The organism is uncultured Sphingomonas sp., assembly GCF_913774285.1.
Classification (GTDB): Bacteria; Pseudomonadota; Alphaproteobacteria; order Sphingomonadales; family Sphingomonadaceae; genus Sphingomonas.
In genome coordinates this window covers 1-26,915 of the sequence record NZ_CAJYHX010000034.1, presented here as the reverse complement: position 1 = coordinate 26,915, position 26,915 = coordinate 1, and the positions used below count along the sequence as shown (strand labels likewise).

The 26,915-nt window shown below is 66.9% G+C and carries 16 protein-coding genes; 11 read left to right on the top strand and 5 right to left on the bottom strand.

Going from position 1 to position 26,915, the window contains the following annotated elements:
- The 5 genes from QZ670_RS19310 to QZ670_RS19290 all read left to right on the top strand — a co-directional run bounded on the left by QZ670_RS19310 (position 1) and on the right by QZ670_RS19290 (position 10,756).
- On the top strand, positions 1 to 2,337 hold the full coding sequence (locus QZ670_RS19310; protein WP_294258700.1) for a GH92 family glycosyl hydrolase: 2,337 nt from the start codon (positions 1 to 3) through the stop codon (positions 2,335 to 2,337).
- A 17-nt stretch (positions 2,338 to 2,354) separates the two neighbouring features.
- Positions 2,355 to 3,791 carry a glycoside hydrolase family 125 protein gene (locus tag QZ670_RS19305; protein ID WP_294258699.1) on the top strand — a complete coding sequence of 479 codons (1,437 nt, stop codon included), beginning with the start codon at positions 2,355 to 2,357 and terminating at the stop codon, positions 3,789 to 3,791.
- A gap of 28 nt (positions 3,792 to 3,819) precedes the next feature.
- Positions 3,820 to 6,141 (top strand): GH92 family glycosyl hydrolase, encoded by a 2,322-nt coding sequence (locus tag QZ670_RS19300; RefSeq protein WP_294258696.1) that lies wholly within the window; start codon positions 3,820 to 3,822, stop codon positions 6,139 to 6,141.
- Between the two features lie 315 nt (positions 6,142 to 6,456).
- Positions 6,457 to 9,462, top strand: coding sequence for a TonB-dependent receptor (locus tag QZ670_RS19295; protein ID WP_294258694.1), 3,006 nt, complete (start codon positions 6,457 to 6,459; stop codon positions 9,460 to 9,462).
- Positions 9,463 to 9,931: 469 nt separating this feature from the next.
- Positions 9,932 to 10,756 carry a p-hydroxycinnamoyl CoA hydratase/lyase gene (locus QZ670_RS19290; RefSeq protein WP_294258690.1) on the top strand — a complete coding sequence of 275 codons (825 nt, stop codon included), beginning with the start codon at positions 9,932 to 9,934 and terminating at the stop codon, positions 10,754 to 10,756.
- Here QZ670_RS19290 and QZ670_RS19285 read toward each other — a convergent pair.
- Entirely contained in the window at positions 10,743 to 11,189 is a 447-nt protein-coding gene (locus QZ670_RS19285; RefSeq protein ID WP_294258686.1) for a MarR family transcriptional regulator, read from the bottom strand. The genes QZ670_RS19290 and QZ670_RS19285 overlap by 14 nt on opposite strands.
- 86 nt (positions 11,190 to 11,275) lie before the next feature.
- Between QZ670_RS19285 and QZ670_RS19280 the strand changes: the two genes are divergently transcribed.
- The 5 genes from QZ670_RS19280 to QZ670_RS19260 all read left to right on the top strand — a co-directional run bounded on the left by QZ670_RS19280 (position 11,276) and on the right by QZ670_RS19260 (position 18,351).
- Entirely contained in the window at positions 11,276 to 12,697 is a 1,422-nt protein-coding gene (locus QZ670_RS19280) for an aldehyde dehydrogenase family protein (RefSeq protein WP_294258683.1), read from the top strand.
- A 29-nt stretch (positions 12,698 to 12,726) separates the two neighbouring features.
- Positions 12,727 to 13,620: a helix-turn-helix transcriptional regulator gene (locus QZ670_RS19275; protein ID WP_294258679.1), complete on the top strand. Its 894-nt coding sequence runs from the start codon at positions 12,727 to 12,729 to the stop codon at positions 13,618 to 13,620.
- 90 nt (positions 13,621 to 13,710) lie between these two features.
- A complete protein-coding gene (locus QZ670_RS19270) occupies positions 13,711 to 16,314 on the top strand; it encodes a TonB-dependent receptor (protein WP_294258677.1) in 2,604 nt (867 codons plus the stop codon).
- A gap of 13 nt (positions 16,315 to 16,327) precedes the next feature.
- Positions 16,328 to 17,410, top strand: coding sequence for an NAD(P)-dependent alcohol dehydrogenase (locus QZ670_RS19265; RefSeq protein ID WP_294258674.1), 1,083 nt, complete (start codon positions 16,328 to 16,330; stop codon positions 17,408 to 17,410).
- A complete protein-coding gene (locus QZ670_RS19260) occupies positions 17,407 to 18,351 on the top strand; it encodes an alpha/beta hydrolase fold domain-containing protein (protein WP_294258671.1) in 945 nt (314 codons plus the stop codon). The genes QZ670_RS19265 and QZ670_RS19260 overlap by 4 nt, the downstream gene beginning before the upstream one ends.
- A 71-nt stretch (positions 18,352 to 18,422) precedes the next feature.
- On the opposite strand, the gene QZ670_RS19255 is transcribed toward QZ670_RS19260, so the two are convergent.
- The 4 genes from QZ670_RS19255 to QZ670_RS19240 are packed head-to-tail and all read right to left on the bottom strand — an operon-like array spanning position 18,423 to position 25,524.
- On the bottom strand, positions 18,423 to 19,601 hold the full coding sequence (locus QZ670_RS19255; protein WP_294258669.1) for a DUF885 family protein: 1,179 nt from the start codon (positions 19,599 to 19,601) through the stop codon (positions 18,423 to 18,425).
- On the bottom strand, positions 19,598 to 23,395 hold the full coding sequence (locus tag QZ670_RS19250; protein ID WP_294258667.1) for a LamG-like jellyroll fold domain-containing protein: 3,798 nt from the start codon (positions 23,393 to 23,395) through the stop codon (positions 19,598 to 19,600). Before QZ670_RS19250 ends, QZ670_RS19255 begins: the two co-directional genes overlap by 4 nt.
- Positions 23,396 to 23,421: 26 nt before the next feature.
- A complete protein-coding gene (locus tag QZ670_RS19245) occupies positions 23,422 to 24,708 on the bottom strand; it encodes an MFS transporter (protein ID WP_294258665.1) in 1,287 nt (428 codons plus the stop codon).
- A 36-nt stretch (positions 24,709 to 24,744) separates the two neighbouring features.
- Positions 24,745 to 25,524 carry a 2-keto-4-pentenoate hydratase gene (locus QZ670_RS19240; protein WP_294258662.1) on the bottom strand — a complete coding sequence of 260 codons (780 nt, stop codon included), beginning with the start codon at positions 25,522 to 25,524 and terminating at the stop codon, positions 24,745 to 24,747.
- A 389-nt stretch (positions 25,525 to 25,913) separates the two neighbouring features.
- On the opposite strand from QZ670_RS19240, the gene kduI reads away from it, so the two are divergent.
- Positions 25,914 to 26,756: a 5-dehydro-4-deoxy-D-glucuronate isomerase gene (gene kduI / locus QZ670_RS19235; protein ID WP_294258660.1), complete on the top strand. Its 843-nt coding sequence runs from the start codon at positions 25,914 to 25,916 to the stop codon at positions 26,754 to 26,756.
- The last annotated feature ends 159 nt before the right edge of the window (positions 26,757 to 26,915 follow it).

Sequence of the window (26,915 nt, the reverse complement as noted above, 5' to 3'; positions counted from 1 at the left end):
GTGCCCCTTTTCTCCGCCAAGCCGCTCCGCGCCGCCGCCTTCGCGCTCCTCGCCGGCGTCGCCACGCTGCCTGCCGTCGCGCAGCAGTCCGATCGCAGCGAGGCGCTGGTCGATCTGGTGAACCCCTTGATGGGCACCGACTCCACCTACGAGCTATCCTACGGCAACACCTATCCCGCGGTCGCCGTGCCCTGGGGCATGAACTTCTGGACGCCGGTCACCGGCAAGCCCGGCAGCGGCTGGGGCTATATGTACCACGACAACAAGATCAACGGCATCAAGCAGACTCACCAGCCCAGCCCGTGGATGAACGACTATGCCGCCTTCTCGCTGATGGCGGAGACCGGCCCGGTGCGGATCCGCGAGGCCGAGCGCGCCTCCTGGTACAGCCACAAGGCGGAGGAGAGCCACCCGTACAGCTACCGCGTCTACCTCGCTGATTACGACGTGACCGCGGAGGTCGCACCCACCGCGCGGGCGGCGCAGTTCCGCTTCACCTTCCCCAAGGCCGATGACGCGCACATCGTGCTCGACGCCTTTGCCGGCGGATCGAGCGTGACGATCGACCGTGCGCGGCGGCGGATCAGCGGCTGGGTGCGCAACAACCATGGCGGTGTGCCGGGCAATTTCCGCAACTATTTCGTCGCCGAGTTCGACCATGACTTCGCGGTCACCCGCAGCTGGGACGACAATTGGCAGCTGACCGCCGACGCGCAGCGCGAGGGCAACCATGTCGGCGCGGTGGTGAGCTTCTCGACGCGCGCAGGCGAGCAGGTGCATGTGAAGGTCGCCTCGTCCTTCATCAGCCCCGAACAGGCCGAGCGCAACCTCGTCAGCGAGATCGGCGGCGACGGCTTCGAGCAGACCAAGGCCAAGGCCAAGGCGGCGTGGGAGAAGGAGCTCGGCCGCGTCCGCGTGACCGATCCCAATCTCGACAATCGCCGCACCTTCTACTCGGCGCTCTACCGCATGCTGCAGTTCCCGCGCATGTTCTACGAGATCGATGGGCAGGGGAAGCAGGTCCACTACAGCCCCTATGACGGGCAGGTGCATCCCGGCCCGATGTATACCGACAACGGCTTCTGGGACACGTGGCGCGCGGTCTTCCCCTGGTTCGCGCTGATGTATCGCGAGCGCGATGCCGAGATCATGCAGGGGCTGGTCAACACCTACAAGGAAGGCGGCTGGCTGCCCGAATGGGCGAGCCCGGGCTATCGCGACGTGATGATCGGCTCCAACTCGGCGAACCTGATCGCCGATGCCTATCTGAACGGCGTGCGCGGCTTCGACATCGAACCCCTCTACGAGGCGATGGTCAAGAACGCGACGACCAGCCAAGGCCGGCCGAAGGACAAGAACGGCAATGTCGTCGGCGCGGTCGGGCGCGAGGGCGTCGAATATTACAACCAGCTCGGCTACGTGCCCTATGATGTCGGCATCAACGAGAATGCCGCGCGCACGCTCGAATATGCCACTGCCGACTTCTCGCTGTCGCGCCTAGCCGCGGCGCTGGGCAAGAAGGACGATGCCCGCCTCTATGCCGAGCGCGCGCAGAACTTCCGCAAGCTCTACGATCCCGAGAGCGGCTGGATGCGCGGCCGCAACAAGGACGGCTCGTGGGCGACGCCGTTCAATCCGTACAAATGGGGCGATGCCTTCACCGAGGGCAATGCGCTGCATTACAGCTGGTCGGTGATGCAGGACGTGCAGGGCCTGATCGACCTGATGGGCGGCGACGCCAAGTTTGTCGACCGGCTGGACTCGGTCTTCGCCACCGCGCCGATCTTCGACGACAGCTATTATGGCCAGGTGATCCACGAGATCCGCGAGATGCAGATCGTCGACATGGGCCAGTACGCCCATGGCAACCAGCCGATCCAGCACATGATCTACCTCTACGACTGGGCCGGCGCGCCGTGGAAGACGCAGGCCCATGTCCGCGACGTGATGCGCAAGCTCTATGCCGCGACCCCGGACGGCTATCCGGGCGACGAGGATAACGGCCAGACCTCGGCCTGGTATGTCTTCTCGGCACTCGGCTTCTATCCGGTGACGCCGACGGTCGGCCAATATGCGGTCGGCAGCCCGCTGTTCCGGAGCGTGAAGCTCACCATGCCGGGCGGCAAGGTGCTGACGATCGAGGCGACCAACAACAGCGCCGAGAATGTCTACATCCAGTCCGCCACGCTGAACGGCCGTGCGTACACCAAGCCCTGGCTGTCGCGCGAGGCGCTGCAGGCGGGCGGTACGCTGCGCTTCGTGATGGGGCCGACGCCCAACAAGAACTGGGGTGCGCGCAAGGCCGATGCGCCCTTCTCGATGAGCGCGCCCAAGTGAGCGCGGGGGAGACTAGCATGCAGTTCGATCGACGTTCGCTGATGGCCGGTGCCGCGGCACTGGGTGCCGCCGCCGCGCTGCCGGGGGCCGCGCGCGCTGCCGCCGGGTTCGTCAGCAAGCGCCCGCCGCTGGCCAAGCGCCGCTTCGTCAGCAAGGCGGTGGAGGCGGAGATCGCGCGGGTGAAGGCGCGTATCGCCGATCCCGAACTCGCCTGGCTGTTCGAGAATTGCTACCCCAACACGCTCGACACCACGGTGGAGATCGGCACGCTCGACGGTCGACCGGATACCTTCATCATCACCGGCGACATCAACGCGATGTGGCTGCGCGACAGCTCGGCCCAGGCGCAGACCTATGTCCATCTCGCGGGGCAGGATCCTGCGCTGCGCCGGCTGTTCGTCGGGCTGATCCAGCGCCAGGCGCGCTGCATCCTGGTCGATCCCTATGCCAATGCGTTCGAGAAGGATCCCAAGGCCAAGTCGTCGCTCGAATGGTCGCAGGTCGACGTCACCGACATGAAGCCGGGCGTCGCCGAGCGGAAATGGGAAATCGATTCACTCTGCTACACGATGCGGATCGCCCATGCCTATTGGACCCACACGCGCGACAAGACGCCGTTCGACGATCTCTGGTCGCAGGGCGCCAAGCTGGCGGTCGCCACCTTCCGCGTGCAGCAGCGCAAGGAGGGGCCGGGGCCGTACCACTTCCAGCGCCAAGCGGTCGCGCCGACCGACAGCGTGCCGATGGGCGGATACGGTGCGCCGACGCGCAAGATCGGGCTGATCCACTCGATGTTCCGCCCCTCGGACGATGCCTGCGTCTATCCGTTCCTGATCCCGTCCAACCTCTTCGCGGTCTCGGCGCTGCGCAAGGTGGCCCAACTCCACCGCGAGACGCGCGGCGACGAGGCCGCGGCGAAGGATGCCGAGGCGCTCGCCGACGAGGTCGAGAAGGCGCTGCACGATCATGCGCTGGTGCCGGACGGCAAGGGCGGCAAGGTCTGGGCCTATGAGATCGACGGCTTCGGCAACTGGATCTTCATGGACGATGCCAATGTCCCCAGCCTGTCGGGCCTGGCGATGATCGACGCCGCGCGCCGCGACGATCCCTTGTTCCGCCGTACCGCCGCGCTCGCCTGGAGCGATCGCAACCCATACTATTTCGAGGGCAAGGCGGCGAAGGGCATCGGCGGGCCGCATATCGGGCTCGACATGATCTGGCCGATGTCGATCATCACCCATGCGCTGAACAGCGACGACGATGCCGTGATCGCCCAGTGCCTCACCTGGCTGAAGACCACCCATGGCGGCACCGGCTTCATGCACGAAAGCTTCAACAAGGACGATCCCGCCAAGTTCACCCGCGCCTGGTTCGCCTGGACCAACGGGCTGTTCGGCGACCTGATCCTCGACCTCGAGCGCCGCCGCCCCGCGCTGCTCGCCCGCACCTACTAATCCCTTTGCTTCCACGGAGCCGATGCCGATGACCATCGCCACACGACGCCAACTCCTGCTGGGCAGCGGCACCGCCGCGATCGCCGCCGCGCTGCCGCGCACCGCCTGGTCCGCCGCCTTCGAGGCGGCGCGGCCTGATTTGTTCATCGGCACCGGCGGGCACGGCCATACCTTCCCGGGACCCGCGCTGCCCTTCGGCATGGTCCAGCTGGGCCCCGACACCGACAACAGCCGCTGGGACGCCTGTTCGGGCTACCACAAGGACGATGCCACGATCATGGGCTTCTCGCACACCCACCTGTCGGGCACCGGCATCGGCGACATGCTCGACGTGCTGGTGGTGCCGAGCCGCGGCCCGCTCAAGCTCACGCCGGGCACGCTGGAAAAGCCCGAGGGCAGCTATCGCCAGCGTTACTCGGACGAGCATGCCGAGCCCGGCTATTATCGCGTCCGGCTGGAATCGGGCGTGCTCGCCGAGCTGACCGTCACCGAGCGTACCGGTCAGCACCGCTACACCTTCCCCAAGGGCGAGGGGCACATCCTGATTGATTTCGCGCATGCAATCATCGACAGCTGGGACAAGGGCACGCTGGTCGAGGACGCATCGCTCGTGCTCTCGCCCGACGGGCTGCTCACCGGCAGCCGCAAGGTCAATCGTTGGGCCAAGGGGCGGCATATCCACTTCGCGATGCAGCTGTCGCGCAAGCCGAGCCGGGTGCAGTTCTTCGGCGACGACGACACGCCCGCGCCGGCAGGCGCAACCGGCGTCACCGGCAAGCGGCTCAAGGTCGCCTTCTTCTTCGACGATGCGGGTGCCAAGCCGATCGAGATCAAGACCGGCATTTCGGCGGTCGACGTGGCCGGCGCCAAGGCGGCGCTTGCGGCCGAAGCCCCCGGCTGGGCGTTCGACGCCACCCGCGCGGCGGCGGCGCGGACCTGGGCGCGCGAGCTGGGCAGCATCCGCGTCGAAGGCGGCACGCCCTTGCACCGCACCATCATGGCCAGCGCGCTCTACCATGCCTCGCTCTCGCCGACGCTCTTCACCGATCGCGACGGCCGCTATGTCGGGCTCGACCGGCAGGTCCACCAGACGTCGAGCGACGCGCCTGCCTACAGCACCTATTCGCTATGGGACACCTACCGCGCGCTGCACCCGCTGCTCACGCTGATCCGCCCGGACATGGCGACGCGCTTCACCCAGGATCTCGTCCGCCAGACGCAGCAGAGCCCCTATGGCCCGCCGGTCTGGCCGCTCCAGGGCGTCGAAACCGCGTGCATGATCGGCTGGCACGCCGTGTCGGTGCTGGCGGAAGCGCGCAACAAGGGCATCCAGGCCGACTATGCCGCCGCCTGGCCCAAGATCCGCGCGCGCGCCTTCGACCGCAATTTCCCGGACATCGACAGCACGCTAGGCCGCGGTTTCTATTACGATCTCGGCTATGTGCCCGCCGACAAGATCTGGGAGTCGGTCAGCCGCACCCAGGAATATGCCTATGACGACTGGGCGATGGCGGTGCTCGCCGAAGCGGCCGGCGCGCACGACGATGCGGCGGCGCTGCGCAAGCGCGCGCAGAACTACCGCAACGTGATCAGCACCGAGATCGGCTTTGCGCGGCCCCGCTTCGCCGACGGCAGCTGGTGGAAGGACTATGATCCGATCCAGCTCGGCCACAACCCCGACAAGCAGCGCGACTATACCGAGGCCAATGGCTGGCAGGCGACCTTCCTCAACCAGCACGATGTGTACGGCCTGATCGAGCTGTTCGGCGGGGACCAGAAGTTCGAAGCCAAGCTCGACGCGCTGTTTACCGCGCCCTCGACGCTGCCCAGGAACGCGCCCCCGGACATCTCCGGCCTCGTGGGCCAATATGCCCATGGCAACGAGCCCAACCAGCACGTCGCCTATCTCTACGCCTATGCCGGCGCGCCGTGGAAGACGCAGGCGATGGTCCGCCGCCTGTGCAACGAGATGTACAAGGCCGATCCGGACGGCGTGATCGGCAACGACGATTGCGGCCAGACCAGCGCCTGGTTCATCCTCAGCGCGCTCGGCTTCTATCCGGTCGATCCGGTGAGCGGCGTCTATGTGTTCGGCTCGCCGCTGTTCGACCGCGCCGAGATGCAGCTGGGCGGCGGGCGGACCCTGCGCATCCGAGCGATCGGCAATGCGGCGGACCGGCCCTATGTCCAATCGGTAACCTGGAACGGCAAGCCCTGGACCCGCAACTGGATCGGCCACGCCGATCTGGCACAAGGCGGCGAACTGGTCTTCACCATGGGCGCCAAACCTTCACGCTTCGGTGCCGCCACGTCGGATCGTCCTCCTTCCTATGGTCGCTTGGCGCATTGACGAAGATATGGGGCGTCCCGCGGGCGCCCCGTAATCGTTTGCATGGAAACCAGAATGTAACCTTTCGGCAACGCTTGGCGAAATATCGCAATCAAATTGCTTTTTTAGGTAACCTGCTTGTTGCCCGGATGAAACCAGCATGACACCTTCTTGACACCAAGTCCGGTAAGGCCGCTTGGGACCTCAGACGCGAGCACTGCGCAGCCGCGCTCCCCGGAGCGTGGTGGTCCCGATCGGCCGGATGTCCCGGACCCATGGTCAGCAAGAGGGGACTTGTTCATGATGCTACGGGGAGTTTGGGCCAGCAGTTGTTGCGTGGCCGCGTTGATGGCGGTGCCTGCCGCCGCACAGACCAATGACAATGCGCCGGTCTCGATCGGCGATCCGGTCGCTTCGGCCAAGCTGGCCGACGCACCCGACCAGGATGCCGGCGGCCCGATCGTCGTCACCGGCACGCGCATCGTGCGCCCGAACAACCGTTCGGCCGCGCCGATCGTTACCACCACCGCCGCCGAGATCGCCGCGCAGGGTGCGACCACGATCGAGGAAGTGACCAACCGCCTGCCGCAGGTGCAGGTCAATTCCGAGCAGAATTTCAGCGACTCCGAAGGTCGCCAGCGCATCAAGCTGCGCAGCCTGGGCTATGAGCGCACGCTGATGCTGATCGACGGCCTGCGCATCGGCCTGCCCAACTCGGTCGATGTTGGCATCATCCCGAATGCGCTGGTCGATCGCATCGACGTGCTCACCGGCGGCGCCTCGTCGGTCTACGGGTCGGACGCCGTCGCGGGCGTCGTCAACTTCGTCATGAAGAAGAACTTCACCGGCATCCGCATCGACGGCAACTACAGCTTCTTCAACCATGACAACCGCAGCAGCGCCGTGACCGAGGCGGCAAAGCGCGCCGGCTTCAACGCGCCGCTCGGCATGAAGAACGACGGCGGCCGTGCCGATGTGAGCATCGCGGCGGGCACCAACCTGTTCGACGGCAAGGTCAACATCTCGGCCTTCGCCGATTACCGCCAGTCGAGCCTGGTCCGCCTGCGCGACCGTTCGAACGCGGTCTGCGAAGTGATCACCAGCAGCCGCACTTCGCCGCTCGCCTGCTCGCGAGCCAGCTACACGCCCGCCGGCACGATCATCCCAGGGGGAGCCAGCGGTACGCAGTACGTCAACAACCCCAACGGCAATGGCACCTTCATCCCGATCAACAGCGGGGGCCCGGGCAGCTCGGCCAATCCATATGACGACTGGGCATTCCAGCGGCCGTTCCACCGCGTCAACGCAGGCGGCTTCCTGACCGCGCAGCTCGACGATCACGTCGAACTGTACAGCAACGTACTGTGGTACCGCGACAAGTCGTACAACACCCAGCTCAACCGCGTCCTCTCCTACAGCGCCCTCGGCACCACGCCGTACCAGGTGAACTGCGACAACCCGTTCCTCTCGGCCTCGCAGGGGCAGACGCTGTGCGGCGCGAATGCGGGCGTGGCGGGGCAGTTCGCAACGCTCGACGTGCGCTACCGCTTCGATTCGCAACCGCTGGTTCGCCAGGAATACATCAACGCCGGGTACCGCATCACCGCGGGCTTGCGCGGTCGGGTGCTGGACAATGTCTGGTCCTATGATGTCGCCGGCATGCTGTCGCGCGCCCAGCTCGATACGATCGATGAACCCTTCGCAAGTGTGACGAAGGTCAACCGCTCGCTCGACGTGGTGAACGTGAACGGCCGGCCGACCTGCCGCTCGGTCGTCAACGGCACCGATCCCGCCTGCGTGCCGTTCAACGCCTTCGCGCCGTTCAACAACGACTCTGCGCTGAACAACTATCTGTACGGCGGCGCGACCGGCGGTATCGCCAAGCGCATCCCGCGTCTGTTGCAGTTCGTCGGCACGGTGAGCGGCGATCTGGGCAAGTACGGCGTCACCTCGCCCTTCGCCGAGCAGGGCATCGCGATCGCGATCGGCGCCGAATATCGCGACGAGATGGATCGCACCGACTACAATGATATCTTCCGTCAGAACAACAGCAGCGGCCCCAACGTCCGCGCCACCCAGAATATTCTGGAAGGCAACGTCGAAATCCAGGCGCCGCTGGTCGAGCGTCAGTCCTGGACTCACCTGCTGCAGCTGAACGGCGGCTACCGCCTGTCCAAGTACAACCGCCTGGACAACAAGTTCGGCACGTGGAAGATCGAGGGCATCTGGGCGCCCATCGAGGACATCACCTTCCGCGCTTCGATCAACAAATCGCAGGCGGCGCCGGGCGTCGGCGCGGCGGCGAATGCGTCGAACATCTCGTACAACCAGGGCTTCTACGCCGATCCGTGCGCCCCGCAGATCAATGCGTCCAACCCGAACGGCCCGCGTGTCGCGCCGTCCTGGTCGCCGCAGCAGTGCGCCCGTACCGGCCTCGCAACCAACCTGTACAACAGCGCAACGCTGATCTGCCCGGACGATCGCTGCACCGTTCGTGAAGGTGGCTTCGCGCTGCGCCCCGAAACCGCCTATGGCAAGACGTTCGGAGTCGTCCTGCGTCCGCGCTTCGTGCCCGGCCTGACGGTGTCGGTCGATCGCTGGCTGATCGACCTTCAGGACCAGCTCGAGTTCTTCAATCCGCTCGACTGGATCAACGGCTGCCTCGCTACCGGCAATGATTATTATTGCCGCGGCATCAAGCGCAATCCGGACGGCACGCTGTCCAGCTCGCCGGCCAGCAACCCGTCGGCCGGCTGGGTGTCGCGCGGCTCGACCAATGGCTACAAGTCCAAGTCGCATGGCTGGGATTTCCAGGGCCAGTACAATGTCGGCCTGGGCAACGTCGGTGCGCTCGACATGAGCTTCAACGGCACGCTGATGACGCTCGTCGGCAGCCAGGGCGCGCCGGACATCACGCCGCGCGACTGCACCGGCTATTTCGATAGCGGTTGCGGCGAGAGCATGCCCACCTGGGCGCACCAGTTCCGCACCACCTGGACGGCGCCGGGCCGCATCGCCAGCGTGTCGCTCAACTGGCGGCACCGCAGCGCCATGCCGCGGACGGTCTACGCGCCCGCCAGCACCGGTATTCCGGCGCTGCCCGAAGCCGACAAGCGCGATGCCTATCCGGGCATCAAGGCCTATGACTGGTTCGACCTGGCGCTGACCTTCGACATCAACAAGCGCATGACCTTCCGCCTCGCGGCGAACAACATCTTCGACCGCGACCCGCCGATCGTGCCCGACAGCCGCAGCCGCATCGGCCTGCTGCGCGGCAACACGATCATGGGCTACGACCTGCTGGGCCGCCAGCTGGTCGCGGGCGTCTCGCTGCGCCTGTAATCTAGTGCGGCGTTCCCCCGGAGATCCGTCTCCGGGGGAACGCATGCGTCGCGGCTTCATCCCGCGACGGAAGACCGATCCGGTCTCAACGGTGCAGATCGTACCCCGGATCAACACAAAGGAAACGCGCAAGGGCGGGGAAGCGCCGTGCGCGAGCGAGAGGCGGGCTGCCCCATTGCCGGTACGCTGAGCCGACGATCCGCGGAACGCGGCTTTCCTGAAATCCTGTCATGCGCCTGTCATCCCGGCTCTCGAGTCGGCGCCGAAAAAGGCGAAGATGCGCCCCCGCAGGCGCTCGGCCACCGATGCATCTGCCCGCGTGTCGCTGCCGAAGCCGCGATAAAAGCCTGATTCGTCCAAGGCTTATTCGCAACCACCTCCCGTCGCACGCAAATCGGCATCAGGCTCTTTGCGAATGCCATTTTGTATGCCAAGCATACAGTCAATGACAATGGACGGAGAGTTTGCCATGATCAGCAAGGACGGCGTCTCCTATCGCGTCGAGGACCGTATCGCCTGGGTCTATTTCGCTCGGCCGGACAAGCGCAACGCGATGAATCCAGCGCTCAACCGCCGCATGGCGGAGGTGTTCGACGAACTGGAATATCGCGACGACGTCGGCGTGCTGGTGCTGGGCGGCGAGGGGAGTGCGTGGTCGGCGGGCATGGACCTCAAGGAATATTTCCGCGAGACCGAGGCGCAGGGGCTGGGCGGCATCCGCAAGTCGCAGCGCGAAAGCTATGGCTGGTTCCGCCGGCTGCGCTGGTTCCAGAAGCCGACCATCGCGATGGTCAATGGCTGGTGCTTCGGCGGCGGCTTCGGTCCGCTCTTCGCCTGCGATCTGGCGGTGGCGGCGGACGAGGCGCAGTTCGGCCTCTCCGAGATCAACTGGGGCATCCTGCCCGGGGGTGGCGTGACCAAGGTGGTGGTCGACCTGCTGCCGATGCGCGACGCGATGTGGCTGACGCTCACCGGCGAGCTGATCGACGGCAAGCAGGCCGCGGCCTGCCGGCTGGTCAACGAAAGCGTGCCGCTCGAACGGCTGGAGGCGCGCACCCGCGAGATCGCCGAGCTGCTGCTCAAAAAGAATCCCGTAGCGCTGAAGTTCGCCAAGGATGCGGTCCGCCGGGTCGGTACCCTCACCTATGACGAGGCCGAGGACTATCTCGTGCGGATGCAGGAAGCGGCCAATTTCCACGACAAGAGCGAGGGCCGCAAGGAAGGCATCCGCCAGTTCATCGACGAGAAAAGCTACAAGCCCGGGCTCGGCGCCTATGACCTCAATCGCGGCTGAACGGCGCGTGGATGCGGTGCAGCAGTTGAAGCAGGGTCGCCCGTTCCGGTTCCGTCAGATCGGCAAGCACCGGACCTTCGGATTCGCGCAGCCGCGCGACCATCTCCGGCAGCTGCGTCTCGCCCTCGTGAGTAAGGTGCAGCGCATGGCTGCGCAGATCCCGCCCCGGCCGGCGCTCGACGAGCCCGCGCTCGACCAGCAGGTTGACCAGCTTCATCGCGCTGGCTCGGTTAATCGACAGTGCCCGGCCCAGCGCCGACTGGTCCAGCCCCGGCTGCGCCCGGATCAGCGCCAGCGCCGTCACACGGGCAGGGGAGATGCCGTACGGCTCCAGCGCGGCGTGCGCCGCCTCCATCAGCCGCAAGCGCGCCATCTGCAGCTGATAACCGATCAGCGTGTCGAGTTCGTCGTCCTGGGAAGCGGCGTGGGTCATCTTGTCCGGTCGGTATGCCTGGGATACATTTTCGCAAAATAGAAGATCCGCCGCGGCGAGTCGCGGCCTGTTTTAGGAGATTGGCCTTGGAACGCACCTTCAAGCTGTTGATCAATGGCGAAGCCGTCGACGGCGCATCGCAGTTCGACGTCATCAATCCCGCCACCGCCGAGCCGTTCGCGCGCTGCCCCAAGGCAGACGCCGATCAGCTGAACGCCGCGGTCGCCGCCGCCAAGGCTGCTTTCCCGGCCTGGGCCGCGACGCCGATCGAGGAGCGCGCGGCCAAGGTCGAGGCCGTCGCCGCGCGGCTGCAGGAGCGGCTGAGCGAGTTCGCCAGCCTGCTCACCACCGAGCAGGGCAAGCCGCTCGACCAGGCCACCGGCGAGGTGATGGGCACCGTGTTCACGCTGCGCGCCTTCACCCAGATGCGCCCGGAAACCAAGGTGCTGCGCGACGAGGGGGGCAACCGCGTCGTCGAGCATCGCACCCCGCTGGGCGTCGTCGCGGCGATCACGCCGTGGAACTTCCCGATGATCCTCGCGGCCAACAAGATCGGTCCGGCGCTGGTCGCTGGCAACACCATGGTGCTCAAGCCCGCGCCGACCACGCCGCTCACCACGCTGCTGATGGGCGAGATCTTCGCCGAGCTGCTGCCGCCGGGCGTGATCAACATCGTCTGTGACCAGAACGACCTGGGCGCGCTGCTCACCACCCATCCCGATGTCGCCAAGGTCGCCTTCACCGGGTCGACCGCGACCGGCAAGAAGGTGATGGCCAGTGCCGCCGATGGCGTAAAGCGGGTGACGCTGGAGCTGGGCGGCAACGACGCCGCGATCGTGCTCGACGATGTCGAGCCCGCACTGGCGGCCAAGAAGGTCTTCCAGGGTGCGATGTACAATGCCGGGCAGATCTGCGTGGCGGTGAAGCGCGCCTATGTGCCCGAGGGCATGTACGAGGAATTCTGCGAGGAGATTGCCGAGCTGGCGCGCAATACCGTGGTCGACGACGGCGCCAAGCAGGGTGCCAAGGTCGGCCCCGTGCAGAACGCGATGCAGTTCGAGAAGGTCAAGGCGCTGATCGAGGATGCCAAGCAGCGCGGCACGGTGCTGGCCGGCGGCGACGCGCTCGATCGGCCGGGCTATTTCATCCCGCCGACAATCGTCCGCGACCTCGACGACGATGCGCCGCTGGTCCGCGAGGAGCAGTTCGGCCCGGTGCTGCCGGTGCTAAAGTACCGCGACATCGAGGAGGTGATCGCCCGCGCCAATGATTCCGATTATGGCCTGGGCGGCACGATCTGGGGCCGCGACGTGGCGCGCGCGACGGAAGTGGCGATGAAGATCGACAGCGGCACGGTGTGGGTGAACCAGCATCTCGCCATCGATCCGCGCATCCCGTTCCGCGGATCGAAGCAATCGGGTCTGGGCGGCGAGCTCGGCCAGGCGGGGCTGCACGAATATACCCAGGCGCATATCGTCAATTCGGTCGAACTGGAGCCGGCCGCCTGAGCGCGGTCGAACATTTCACCACCCAGGCGGTGCCGCCCCAGCGGCGGCACCTCTTCTGGCGCGACGTCGTCGCCGAAGCCTTTCCGGGCATGACCGCGATCGCCCCCGAAGGCATCCGCGCCGATCTTGCCCGATGGCACCTGGGACCGGTGGGCCTGGCGCGTGCGCGGAGTGCGCGGGCGCAGGTGCGGCGCGAAGGCAATCGCGACGGGCACAATCTGCTGCTCCATCTCCAGCGGCGCGGGCGGCTGACGATGCTGCACGGCGACACCGCGGCCTCCGGCGGCATGGGCGACTTGCTGATCGCCGACGACAGCCGGCCCTATGCGATCGACATATCGGACGCGAACGAGTGCCTGATCCTGCAGGTGCCCGCCGCGCTGCTGGGCGACGATATCGGGATCGGCGCGCTGCACGGCCGGCTGTTGCCGGCGCAGGAGCCGCATGTCGCCTTCCTCAACCACATGCTGCTTGGCCTGTGGGACCAGCGCGCGATGCTCGGCGATGTCGACGACGGCGTGGGCGTCGGCAACCTGCTGGTCGATGCGACGCGACTGGTCTGCCGCCAGCAGCGCAGCGCGCCCATAGCGCCGGCGGGAACGGAAACGCCGGTAGCCTATGCGCTGCGCCATCTCGGCGATCCGGAACTCGGCACTGCTACGCTATGCGCCGCGACCGGGCTCAGTCCGCGCGCGGTGCAGAAGGCGTTCCTGCGCGAAACCGGCCTTACGCCTACTGCCTTTGTCACCGATCGCCGGCTGACCCGCGCGGCGGAACTGCTGGTGGCGGAGCCGGGCCGCAGCGTGACCGATATCGCCTTTTCGCTCGGCTTCAACGACGCGGCCTTTTTCAGCCGCTGCTTCCGTCGGCGCTTCGCCACCAGCCCGCGCGATTGGCGGTCCCGGGGTGCGCGTCCGTCCTGATCGCGGTGCGCCCCCGTCCAAGACGGGGTCCCAACCGCGCGCTAGCCTTCCCCGATAAGCGCCGCAAAGGCGTGTCATCAGGAGAGGAAAATGCGCATTGGTCTCGCCACGGCCCTGCTTGCTTCGGCGGCATGGGCGGCACCTGTCTGGGCTCAAACCACCGAACAGCCTGCGCAGCCGGAAGCCAAGGCACAGGATGGCGGCATCGCCGAAATCGTCGTCACCGCGCAGAAGCGCGCGGAAAATGTCCAAGACGTGCCGATCGCCATCTCCGCCTTCGGCACCCAGACCCTGCAGGAGCGCGCGGTCGGCAGCGTTGCCCAGCTTTCCGCGATCGCGCCGAACGTCAATCTCGATGCCGGTACGCCCTTCTCGGGCTCGCCCGCGGTGCTCTCCGCCTATATCCGCGGCATCGGCTCCGACGATTTCGCCTTCAACATCGATCCCGGAGTCGGCCTCTATCTCGACGGCGTCTATCTCGCGCGTACGGTGGGTGCGAACCAGGACCTGATGGACGTCGCCCGTGTCGAGGTACTGAAGGGCCCGCAGGGTACGCTGTTCGGCCGCAACACGATCGGCGGCGCGATCTCGATCGTCACCCGCGATCCCGGCAAGGACTTTCGCGTCCAGGGCGACGTGACGACCGGCAGCTACAAGCGGCTGGGTGTGCGTGGTGCGGTCGACATTCCGATCACCAGCGAGTTGGGCACGATCCTCAGCTTCGGGGTGCAGTCGCGCGACGGTTTCCTCCAGCGCATCCCCTATCCGGACCAGCGCGCCAACAACACGCCGTCCTACACCGCCTTCTCCGCCGCGGGATACGGCAATTCCCCACGCGAAGGCGGCAACGACAACTGGAACCTGCGCGGCAAGGCCAAATGGTCGAACGGCGGACCGCTCAGCCTCACCGTCTCCGGCGATTACAGCCGCGACAAGGGCACCAGCGCCAACAAGCTGCTGGGTACCGCGGAGAACGTCCCAGGCAATTTCGCCGGCACCACTAATGTGCCCGGCACCGCCTTCGACCCTACCGGCACCACCGGGTTCAACTTTGCCGGGCTCTACAATTTCTGCATCGGGGCAAGCTCGGCGCAGATCGCGGCGCGGGGGGCGCAGGCGCTGTGCGGCACCTCCGGCACGCAGTTCAACCCGCGCTTCCAGGTGCCGAGCTATGCCGGCGTCAACGTCGACGGCAACCCGGCCAACAACCGCCTGCCCTGGGACAGCCGCTATGTCCTCGCCGATCCGGACAAGAGCTATGCGACCGGCAACAGCTTCTCGGACCTCAAGAACTGGGGCTTTTCCGGCGTCATCGACTATGACCTGAGCGACACCATCGCGCTCAAGTCGATCACCGCCTATCGTCAGCTCGACTGGGCCGCCGGGCTCGATGCCGATGGCTCGCCGCTCAATTTCCTGCAGCTCAGCTTCACCATGCACCAGTGGCAGTTCAGCCAGGAAGTGCAGCTGCTCGGCAAGGCGCTCGACAACAAGCTGAACTACGTGCTCGGCGGCTATTATTTCAAGGAAGCCGGCAATCTCCACGATTACGTCACCTTCGCCGAGGGTCAGGTCCAGGTGGACGGTCCCAACCGGCTGGAGACCGCCAACTATGCCGCGTTCGGCCAGATCGACTATCGCCCCACCGAATGGCTCGGCCTCACCATCGGCGGGCGCTACACCAACGAGAAGAAGCGCTTCGAGGGCGGCCAGCAGGAACTGAACGGCTTCAACTACAAGCTGTTCGGCTGTTCGGATGCCAATGGCAACATCACGCCGAACGGCCCGTTTCCGCTCGCGCCGGTGACCTGCCAGACCGGGCTGGGCTATCCCGATCTGAGCAATCCGGTGCGCGTCTATGTGCCGGGGGTGAACCGCAAAAAGTTCAGCGATTTCTCGCCCAAATTCGGCCTGCAGCTGCACCCGAACGACGATGTGATGGTCTATGGCAGCTGGTCGCGCGGCTACAAGACCGGCGGCTGGACCACGCGCCTCACCAACCCGCAGGGCAATGTCGCGCCCGACTTCAACGAGGAAACCGCGACGACGACCGAGATCGGCGTCAAGTCGACGCTGCTCGATCGCAAGCTCCAGCTCAACGCCGCCGCCTTCAACACCGAGTACAAGGGCATCCAGCTCAACATCCAGATCGGCACCTCGCCGACCATCGCCAATGCCGGCAATGCCCGGATCCGCGGCTTCGAACTGGAGGCGATCGCGGCGCCGGTGCGCGGCCTCACCATCAATGCCTCGCTCGGCTATATCGATGCCTATTACACCAGCGTCTCGCCCGCCGCAGCGGCGGTGGGCGGTCCCAACCAGTTCCAGGCCGGCACCGTGGTCGGCGCCTCGCTGCCCAAGACGCCGAACTGGAAGACCAACATCGCGCCGCGCTACGAGACGCGGATCGGCAATGGCGCATCGCTGATCTTCCTTGCCGACTGGAGCCATGTCAGCAGCGTGTGGAACGATACCCAGCGCACCTTCATCCTGCGGCGCGGCGCGATCGATCTGGTCAATGCCAGCATCGCCTATCAGGCGCCGAACGACCATTGGACGCTCACCATGGGCGGCACCAATCTGACGGACAATCGCTACCTCACCTCCGGCGGCTCCAACATCGCCGACGGCACCTTCTTCGGCACCTATAACCGCCCGCGCGAATGGTATGCGCGCTTCGGCTTCAAGTTCTGACGGGAGCATATCCATGGACATCCAGGCAGCCGTCACCGAGGCGGCCGGCGGCACCTTCACCATCGAGACGCTCCGGATCGATGCGCCCGGGCCCGGTCAGGTGCTGGTGCGGATCGTCGCCTGCGGCGTGTGCCACACCGACATGGTGATGCGCGACGGCGCATTGCCGGTGCCGTTCCCCGCAGTGTTCGGCCATGAGGGCGCGGGGGTGGTCGCGGCGGTGGGACCGGGAGTGACCGGGCTCGCCCCCGGCGACCATGTGCTGCTCAGCTTCGACAGCTGCGGCGCCTGCCCGGCCTGCCACGACCACCAGCCCGGCTATTGCCCCGAATTCTTCCCGCGCAACTTCCTCGGCACGCTGGGACCGGACCAGGGCGGACTCTGGCGCGGCGAGGACCGGATCGGCAGCAACATCTTCGGCCAATCCGCCTTCGCCACCCATGCGCTCGCCCATCCGCGCAACGTGGTGAAGGTGGATGCCGACCTGCCGCTGCACCTGCTTGCGCCGCTCGGTTGCGGCATCCAGACCGGTGCGGGCACGGTGCTGGAAACGTTGAAGGTGGAAGCGGGCCAGTCTATCGCCATCTTCGGCGCGGGTGCGGTGGGGCTGGCCGCGGTGATGGCCGCAGCGATTGCCGGTGCCGCTCGGATCGCGCTGCTCGACCGCCACGTGCATCGCCTGGAGCTCGGCCGCGAACTGGGGGCGACCGACATCGCCACCGGCCTGGAAGCGATGTCGGGCCCGTTCGACCATATCGTCGATACGACTGGCGTGCCGGCGTTGCTGGGGCCGGCGATCGACCTGCTCGCCCCGCGCGGGACGCTGGCGCTGGTCGGTGCCTATCCTCCCGAGCCCAAGCTCGCCATCGACGCTGCCGCGATCATGAGTGTCGGGCGCAGGATCATCGGCGTGGTGGAAGGCGGCATCGATCCGCAGCGCTTCCTCCCCGAACTGATTGCGCATTACCGCGCCGGCTGGCTGCCGCTGGAAAAGCTGGTGCGCACCTATCCGTTCGCCGCCATCGACCAGGCGGTCCACGATTCCGAAACCGGGGCGGTCATCAAGCCGGTATTGCTGATGGAGCCGACTGCATGACGGACGCCACGCCGCGACCCGACGTCGCCGCCTTTCTCGCCTATCTCTCGGAAAATGCGGCGCCCCCGCTCTCGGCCGTGCCGATCGAGGCCGCGCGGCTGATGATGCGGGCGAACTGTGCGGTCGCCGATCTGCCGCCACTGCCGCTCGCGCGCGTGCAGGACTGGAGCGTGCCGGGCCCTGCCGGTCCGCTCGCCGCCCGTCTCTATGATCGCCGGCTCGACCGGATGTCGGGCCCGCTGGTGCTGTTCTTCCATGGCGGCGGCTTCGTGATCGGTGATCTCGGCACCCATCACAGCTTCTGCACCTGGCTCGCCGACACGCTGGACCTGCCGGTGCTGGCGATCGACTATCGCCTCGCGCCCGAGCACCCCTTCCCGGCGGCGGTCGACGATGCCGAGGCTGCGGCGCGCTGGATTGCCGGTGCGTCGGACGTGTTCGGCTTCCGGGTGACCGGCCTGATCCCGTGCGGCGATAGCGCCGGGGGCAATCTGGCGATCGTCACTTCCCAGCAGCTGGCGCTGCGCCCGGTCGCGATACCCGTGCAGGCATGCTGGGCACTCTACCCCTATGTCGGCGGCGGTACCGACTGGCCGTCGCACCGGGCCTTCGGCAACGGCTATTTTCTCGCAGCGGAGGACATGGCCTGGTTCGACGCCCAATATCGGGCGCCCAGCGGCGATCCCCGCCACGATTGCGTCTACGGCCCGGTCCCGCCGGTGCCGTTGCTCGTCCACACCGCGGGCCTCGATCCGCTCCGCGACGCGGCCCGCGCCTATGCCGATCGTGCCGAGCGCGCCGGCGCTCCGGTCCACCGCATCGAAGCGGCCGGGATGATCCACGGCTTTGTCCATTTCCGACAGGCGCTGCCTTCGGCACAGCAGGATTGCGCAGCCTTTGCCGAGGCGGCCAGGGCGATGCTGGCCCCGGGCCAGCCATGATCGGGGCTGGCCCGGCCTCCGACGGACCCGTTGTCAGATCTGCAGCGAGGGCATGGCACGGCGAACACCGATCATCGACATTGCTCGGTTCTGCGGCGCCCCGTTCGTAGCAGCATCGCGTGGAAGCGCGGCCAGGAGCGTCGATCGTGCGGACGCAGCGCGCGGAGACGGAGCGGCAGCCATGCTTCCGCAGCGCGTATCGCCGGCTCCTGCGCCGTCCGGGCGAGGTCTGCCGCGAAGGGGGCGAAATAGACGGGTTCGCCCATTGCCGTCCGCGTCGAGGTCAGCGCCTGATCGATACTGGCACCACGCACATGGAGCGCGATGTCGGCAAGGCCGCGACAGATTCGGAAGAGCATCCAGTGGAGGTGGCCCAGCAGCGCATGTGGCTCCGCGAACAGCCCGTCCTCGGCCATCAGCATTTCGGCATAGCTTCCCCAGCCTTCCGGGAAGGCGGCCGCGTAGCGAAGCCGCAGCGGATGCGGCCGGGCAAGCGCTTCCAGCGGCAGCTGCGCCATGTGGCCCGGCAGCAGCTCGTGCGCAACGACGCTCGGCAGTGAGAAGCTGGGCCTGCGGCGGATGTCCTTCAGGTCCACCACATAGCTGCCGGACGCGGCCGGGCCCGGGAGCATGCGGTAGCCGCCTTTGCCGGCGGCGATCTCCTCGGCGCTAAGGGCGCGGACCTCGACATGGCGGCACTCCGGCGGGAGCGTGCCGACAAGTCGCGGGAGGCGAGGCTGAATGGCGGCAAGCGTTGCCCGCATCTGGTCCGTAGCGGCGGCGCGACCGTCGGGGTCGTCCGGAAACAGGTAGCGCGGGTCGCGCCATAGTCTCTCAAAGCGTGCGCCGAGCGTGGTGCCGGGGAGACCGAGCCGGTCGGCGATGGCGGTCGCCCGCGCCGTTAGCGCGCGGTGGGCCCGATGCAGGTCGCGCTCCACCTGTTCCAATGCGGCGTCATCGCCAGTGATCCGCTGCACGAGAAGCCCGAAGCGCTGCGCACCCGTTGTCGGCGCCCCCAGCGCGACATCGATCCGCGAGCCCGCGCGCCCGGCGTCTAGGTCTAGGCGGCTGCCGAGGGACGCACCCCTCGCTGCTATCGGGGCGAGCAGGGCCAGAGCGCGATCGGGCGGCAGGGTCGCCGCTTCGTCCAGCGCGTGGCGGATGTCCGCGTCGGCGGCAGCGCGCACCGGTACGGGCGCGATCGCCAACGCGCCTGCGCCCGCGAGCACATGACGCCGCGACAGCATCATTGCAAAGCCGTCAGGACAACGCGGTTGTTGAGGCGGGTGATCTCCGGCGCGTTGTGCGGCAGCGCGACCTCGACACTCGCCGCCTGCTGCTTCGGTGCCGCGATCCGCACGACGGCTGTGCGCGGTCGCAGATCGGTAGGCGCATCGATGGGCGGTATCGCGGCCGTCCCCAGCACCGCACCATTGGCCGCGCGTAGCGTGAGTGTACCGCCGGGGGCGGGTTGCGCGCCTAGGCTGTGCACCGTTACCGCGAAACCCTTGGCCGTGCGCACCACATCGTCGACGCCGATGCCGAGGTCCGGCCGCTGCTCCACCGGCGTGGTCGGGGCTGCCAGCACGAAGTCAAAGATCGTGGTGGTATGCGGCGCGAAGACGAGGTCGGTGCCGAGGCTGCGCTCGAGCGGCAGGGTCGCAGTCCCGCCGTCCGCAACCAGGGTCGTGCCGCCGTCGCTGCTTGTCAAGCGCTGCATCGTCCAGCTGCCCGCAGTGACGTTCCACGCGGTCATTGTCGCCCGTTGTGGCCGATCGGTGCGGTTATAGGCGATGACTCGGAAGCGATCGGGCGTCGCGCCGGGCACCAGGATGGCGACCTGCTCGCCCGCCCCAGCCTCAGCGAAGCGCCAGGAGACGCTGTTGCCCGGCCAGGTCTGGTTGCGGCGGAGCGCGATGCCGCCCAGCCGCTCGCGCTGCAGGATCTCGTTGGGCTGCTCGACGCGGTCCGACCACCAATGGCCCTCGGTATACAAATATTCGTGCTGCGCCTTGTCCGCGATCGCCTCGGCATGGAGCCGTTCGAGCGGCCTCATGTCGCCGGTGGCGTCCCAGCGGGCGTAGAGCGAGAAGGGATCGGCCTTTGCCGCGGCGACGATGTCGGCCTGCAGCTTCGCGCCGCCCGGAAGCGCCGTGAAGGCGTTCTCGTTGAACTCGGCCAGGGTCGCGGCGCCGCTCTTGGCAATCCGCGCCTCGATCGGGCGAAGATACTTCGCGTCGCCGGTGAAGCGCCATGCGCTCCAGGCGCTCTGCAGCGGCGTGGTGATGCCGCCGCCGTCGCCGACGCGCTCGGCATCGGTGCCCCAGTTGATCTCGTTGGGGAAGCTCCAGCCGCCGCTCGCATCCTGGCGGCCATGCGCCAGCCACCCGTCCATCGCGCCGGTGACCAGCCCGCGTGCCTGCGCATTGCCGTTGTACAGCCCGATCAGGATCGGCGCATGCATCACGGTGAAGCTGTACGGCTTCTGCCAGGCCCAGGCCGCATCGCGGTACATCTTGCGCCCGCCATACCAGTTCGAAGCGAAGTGCAGGTGCCCCGCCGGGTTCTTCAGGATCACGCCCTGGAGCGCACGCGTGGTCTCCATCAGCCGCTCGACCGCCTTGGGCTCGCCCCAGTTGAGGTACAGCCGCTCGGCATCCGAGTTCAGGCCTTCCTCATAGGCATGGAGCTCGTCGGTGGTGATGGTGCCCAGCCCATTGGTGCGCATGCCGTTGGCGAAGACGGCGTCGGACAGCGCGCGCAGCGACGCGTTGATCTTGTCCGGTTCGATGCCCATCAGCGCGAGCCCGGGCCATTGCTGGGTCAGGTCGGTATCGTCGGAAATGCCGCCGCCGAAATCGCCATAGGGCACCTGCCGCTCGTCGATCCACCAGTCGACGAAGCGGCGGACATAGCGCAAATCCTCCAGCTGCCGGAACGCCCAGAGCGGTTCGCCCGCCTGTGGCACGGGCTGGGTGAAGGCGGGCATGTTCTCGGGGCGATAGTTGATGTCCGCCCAATAGGTTCGCGCGAGCTTGTTGTCGGGATCGACGCGCAGCAGGTCGGTCATGTCGGCGAACAGGCGGCGGTAGAGCGCCATCCTTTTCGACGCGGTATGCTCCTCGACCAGGAAACCCCAATTGTCCTTCACCTGGTTGAGCCGGTCCGCGACATGCTCCGGCAGAGCCGCGGCGCGGGGCTTGAACACCAGCCGGATGCGCGCGCCATCCAGGCTGGCGGCGGAGAAGGCCGGATCGGAGGCGGCAATCGAGAGATACAAGCTGTCCTGCGACAGGATACGATCGCGCAGGTCTAGCCAGAGCGTGCGTTTCTCGCCGGGGCGGACGGTAACCGACAGGTCGATCATGTCGCGCTCGGGCCAGATCGGGTCCTTCACCCGGATGTCGAGCGCGACCGGCTGGCTGCCGGGCAAAGCGGGCAGATCGATGGCGATGCCGTCCAGCCCGTCGTGGATATTCTGCCAGCCATAGTCGAAGGCGCGGGCGACCGGCTGGTCCGGCGGGGCGTCGCCCAGGCTCGCGGGCAGGAGGATATGGACGATCGGCGCCATGCCCGCCAGACGCGCTGCCTTGCCGCCACCGCCCGCCGCACCAGCGCCCACTGCGGCTTTCACACCCGCCGTGGGCATCGCGACGACGGTCGCGCGTTCGTCGGGTGCGTACCGTCCCGCGATAAAGGCGTTGAGCGGGGCCAGCGCCGCCAGCGTCGGCGCCGTGTCCGCGCGGATGGTGTAGTCGAGCTTGAAGCTGCCCGCCGGCTCCGCGCCCGCGCCGATGTCATAGGCCCAGAGCTCCTGGATCGGCTGTTCCTGCATCACGTTGGTGAAGCGCAGGATGCCGCCGGTTCGGGGGGCGAACTGGTCGACGCTGCGCACCGCGCCTTGCGGGCGCTTGGCCAGCACCTGTTCCTTGCCGTCCCCGCTCCAGCTGAGCGTGCCATAGGCGGCGCCGCGCAGTTCAACCCGGTTGAAGCGTTCGCCTGCCGGCACCGTCAGGTCATAGCGCTTGCCGCCCTCGACATAGGTGTTCCAGTCGGGCAGCTCAAAATAATCGTCTCGACCGTGCAGGCGCGAGCGGTTGTAGACGCCGGGCCAGGTCGTCTCGGCGATGCCGTCGACGCCCTTCCACATCCATTCCTTCAGATCCTTCGCATCGGCGAACTCCACCTTGCGCACGCGCGTCACGGGCGCGTCGAGCACCGGCGGCAAGGCCTTGTCCCAGCCATAGCGGTGGAGCCAGGCGGCGCGCTCGGCGGTCCGATCGGGCGCGGGCAGGGGCCCCGGTTCCGCCTTGGCGGCAAGGTTGGCGATATTTGCGGCGGAGAGCATCCGATCATAGACGCGGATCTCGTCCACGTCCGATCCGCGCATGAAGCTGTAGCGGCTCTGCACCTGGTGCGGGGCGATGACGCGGCCGGCGAGCCCGAACTGATCGAGGCCCGAATCCAGATCGGCGCGCTGGTCCTTCCGCGCAACTTCGCGGCCGTCGACATAGAGGCGGACGCCCTGCGTCTCGTCCCAGACGAAGGCAATGTGCTTCCACGCGGCGGGATCGGGCAATTGCTCGATGCGCCAGGAGACTCGGATCCGCGAGAGATTGGCGTCGGTGACGAAGGCGTCGAAGCCATGGCCGTTCCAGTCGATCCGCAGAAAGGCCATGTCCCAGCTGGTGTGGTCGGCAAAGCCTGCGCGGAAGAGCACGAACGGCACTTCGCCCAGCGGCTCGCGGGCGCGCCAGAAGAAGGAGAGCGTGCCGCGCGCCGCGCGCATGTTGCCCGGCGCCTTCCACGCGACATATCCGTCGTCCGCCCAGCGCGCCGCGCCGCCGATCGCCCCGTCAGGTACGATGTCGACATGGGCACGGAAGTTGGGCGCAGGGTCGCCATGCGCGACATCGGCATCCAGCGTGGTGTCGGCAGAGGCGCGGAACAGCAGCCCGGGCGCGGCATCGGTCTGCGCCAGTGCGGGCAGCGACAGGCAACCGACAGCCAGGGCGAGCACGGAGGTGAAGGGGCGGGTGGGCATGGCGGCGATCCTCTCCTGGAACCGGCTCAGATGCTGTCGACGCGGGCGAGGCGCGGGCTCAGCAGATGGACCACCGCAACCGCGAGCAGATAGACGCTGCCGGCGACGGCGAAGATGATGGTGTAGCTGCCCGTCGCCTCGAGGATATAGCCGGTGAACTTGGCCATCATCATCCCCCCGATCGCGCCCACCGTCCCGCCGATGCCGACCACCGAGCCGACCGCGGCGCGCGGGAACATGTCCGACGGGATGGTGTAGAGATTGGCCGAGAAGGCCTGGTGTGCGGCGGTTGCCAGCCCGACGATCGCGACGGCGAGCCAGAGATGGTCGACATATTGGGCGAAGAAGATCGGCGTCACCAGGATCGCGCAGGCCAGCATCGTCCATTTGCGCGCGGCATTGGCGGTGAACCCGCGCTGCATCAGTCGCGACGACGACCAACCGCCCGCGACGCTGCCCAGATCGGAGATCAGGTAGATCACGATCAGCGGCGGGCCGAAGCTGACGAGATCGAGGTGATAGGTCTTGGCGAGAAAGTCGGGCGTCCAGAACAGGAACAGCCACCAGATCGGGTCGATGAGGAACTTGCCCAGCGCATAGGCCCAGGTCTCGCGATAGCCGAGCAGCTTGAGCCAGCCGATCTTGCGCACCGGATCGGGCATGTCGCTTTCGATATAGGCGAGCTCGGCGGCGGATAGCTTGCGGCTCTCCTTCGGGCGGCGATACAGCGCCACCCAGGCGACCAGCCAGACCAGGCTGGCGACGCCGGTGACGATGAAGGCCATCCGCCAGCCAAAGGCGATGGTGATCGCCGGCACGATCAGCGGCGTCACCACCGCGCCGACATTGGCGCCCGCGTTGAAGATGCCGGTGGCCAGCGCACGCTCGCGGGCCGGAAACCACTCGGTCACCGCCTTCAGTCCGGCGGGAAAGTTGCCGCTCTCGCCGATGCCGAGGATGAAGCGGGCGACCGAGAACTGGAAGGCCGAGCCGACGAAGCCGCACAGCGTGTGGCCGAGCGTCCAGATGACGAACGCGATCGAATAGCCGATCCGCGCACCCACCCAGTCGACCAGCTTGCCGAAGGTCAGATAGCCGATCGCATAGGCGGCCTGGAACCAGAAGATGACGTCGGCATAGGTGGTTTCCGACCAGCCGAGCTCGCCCGAGATGGTCGACTTCAGCACGCCGATCATCTGCCGGTCGACATAGTTGATTGCGGTCACCGCAAACAGCAGCGCGCAGATCACCCAGCGGTACCGCCCGACCTTGTCCGCCGCGGCCGCGACCGGCGGCGCCTCCCTGCTAGCCATCGGTCCTCTCTCCTGTGTGCGGCCTCGTTGCGGGCCTTATTGTGCCGTGATCGTGCAGCGTACCGAAAGCCGGCCATCGAACCGCGCTTCCACGTGGTCCCCGATTGCGACCGGGTGAACGCCGGTGACCGCACCGGTGGAAATCCATTGGCCCGGCGTGATCGGGATGCCGCGCGCCGCCAGATGCTCGAACAGGAAGCGCGCCGCGCCGAACGGGCCGTCGAGCATGTCCGCGGCGATGCCGGTGCCGATTTCCGCGCCGTTGATGTGGAGCGCGACGGGCCAGCGGTTCAGGTCGATCTCACGCCAGTCGTCGATGGTGGCACCGACGACCAGGCCGTTATTGTTGCCGAAGTCCGAGATGGTGACCATCGGGCCGTGATCGTTGATGCCGGCAAAGGGCGAACTGGCGATCTCGACGCCGACATGCACGGCATCGATCAGCGCCCGCGCCTCGGCCATGCTGAAGCTGCGCTGCGCCGGATCGGGTGCCTCGCCGATGCGCAACAGGAATTCCGCTTCGGCCGCGCCGAATCCGCCGGCAAAGATCGGCATCCGGGTGCCGTCTTCCGTCTCGACCTGATCGGCGAAGATGGGGCCCGCCAGCCGGTCGATGCCTTCCACGGGCGGGTTGATTCGCCCGACTTTCCAGCCCGCCACGGATTTCGGCACCAGCGCCAACGCCGCATCCTGTACGGCATAGGCTGCAGTCAGGTCCGCTGGAATGGTGCCGGGAAAGGCGACAAGCGGGGAGGCGGCTCGGCGTGCTTCCACGAACGCGCGCGCTATCTGCGAAGTATCGCTATTCGGCTCCACTGCCGCCCCTCTCGCTAGGATTGTCCTTTTCCCGATCGGTATGGGAAACCGGTGTCAATGGCAAGCGGCCGCATTCGGTACGGACATAAAATCCTTCCGATGGCGATCAAGGAAAGTGGATGCAGCGAGTCGAGCCTGGGTGTTGCATGCAAGCAAGACACGGAAGTCGAAGCGGATCGTCACGCGTAGACCCAGCGTGTGGACCATGAAGGGTTGCGCACGCTACTGACACCGGTTACCAATTGTTCCGACCGCTGGGAAAGCGGATGGAGAGGATCGTCATGATCGGTGTTTCACGATGTGGTGCAAGCTGCCTGCCGGTGTCGGCCGGCCTTGCCATGATCGGCGCATCGACTCTCCGTCCCGCATGATGTTGCAAGGAGTGCCGCATGTTCGACCGTACCTTTTACGCCACCCATCCCGACATGATGGAATGCGTAAGCAATGAGGAGCTGCGCGACCGCTATCTGATCTCCGGGCTGTTTCGTCCGGGCGAATGCGTGCTCAACTACACCCATGCCGATCGCTTCGTGATTGGCGGGGTGCAGGTGGACGGCAGCCCGGTGAAGCTGCCGGACCAAACCGAGCCGGCCTCGGCGGCCGGGCATCCCTTCCTCGAACGGCGCGAACTCGCGATCGTCAATGTCGGCGCGGTCGAGGGCACGGTCACGGTGGATGGCGAGGTCTTCCCGCTCGGCAACAAGGACTGCCTCTACGTCACCATGGGCGCGAAGGACGTGACCTTCGCAGGGGAGGGCGCGCGCTACTATCTGGCATCGTGCCCGGCGCACAAGGCGTTCACTACCCGGAAGCTCGGCATTGCCGATGCCAATGCGCTGGAGCGCGGCAGCCTGGCCGAGTCCAACGAGCGGACGATCTACCAGCTTGTCATTCCCGGCGTATGCGACAGCGCGCAACTGGTGATGGGGCTCACCGTGCTCAAGCCGGGCAGCGTGTGGAATACCATGCCGCCCCACGTCCATGAGCGCCGCAGCGAGATCTATTTTTATTTCGAGCTCGACGATCTGGAGAAGGATCGCGTGATGCACTTCATGGGCGAGGGCGAGGCGACCCGGCACATCGTCATGGCGAACGAGGAGGCGGTGATCAGCCCGCCCTGGTCGATCCATATGGGCGCCGGCACCAAGGCCTATGCCTTTATCTGGGCGATGGCGGGCGAGAACCAGGATTACACCGACATGCAAGTGCTGGATATCTGCCAGTTGGCGTGATGGTTGAAGCCCCTTCGCCTCAGCCTGCGCTCCCCTCCCGCTTGCGGGAGGGGCTGGGGGAGGGGAGGATAGCGTCTCGCTTCTACATTCAGGCCCTCTCCCGACCCCTCCCGCAAGCGGGAGGGGAGCGCGAGTGGAGAGGGAGAGGGATCCCAAGAT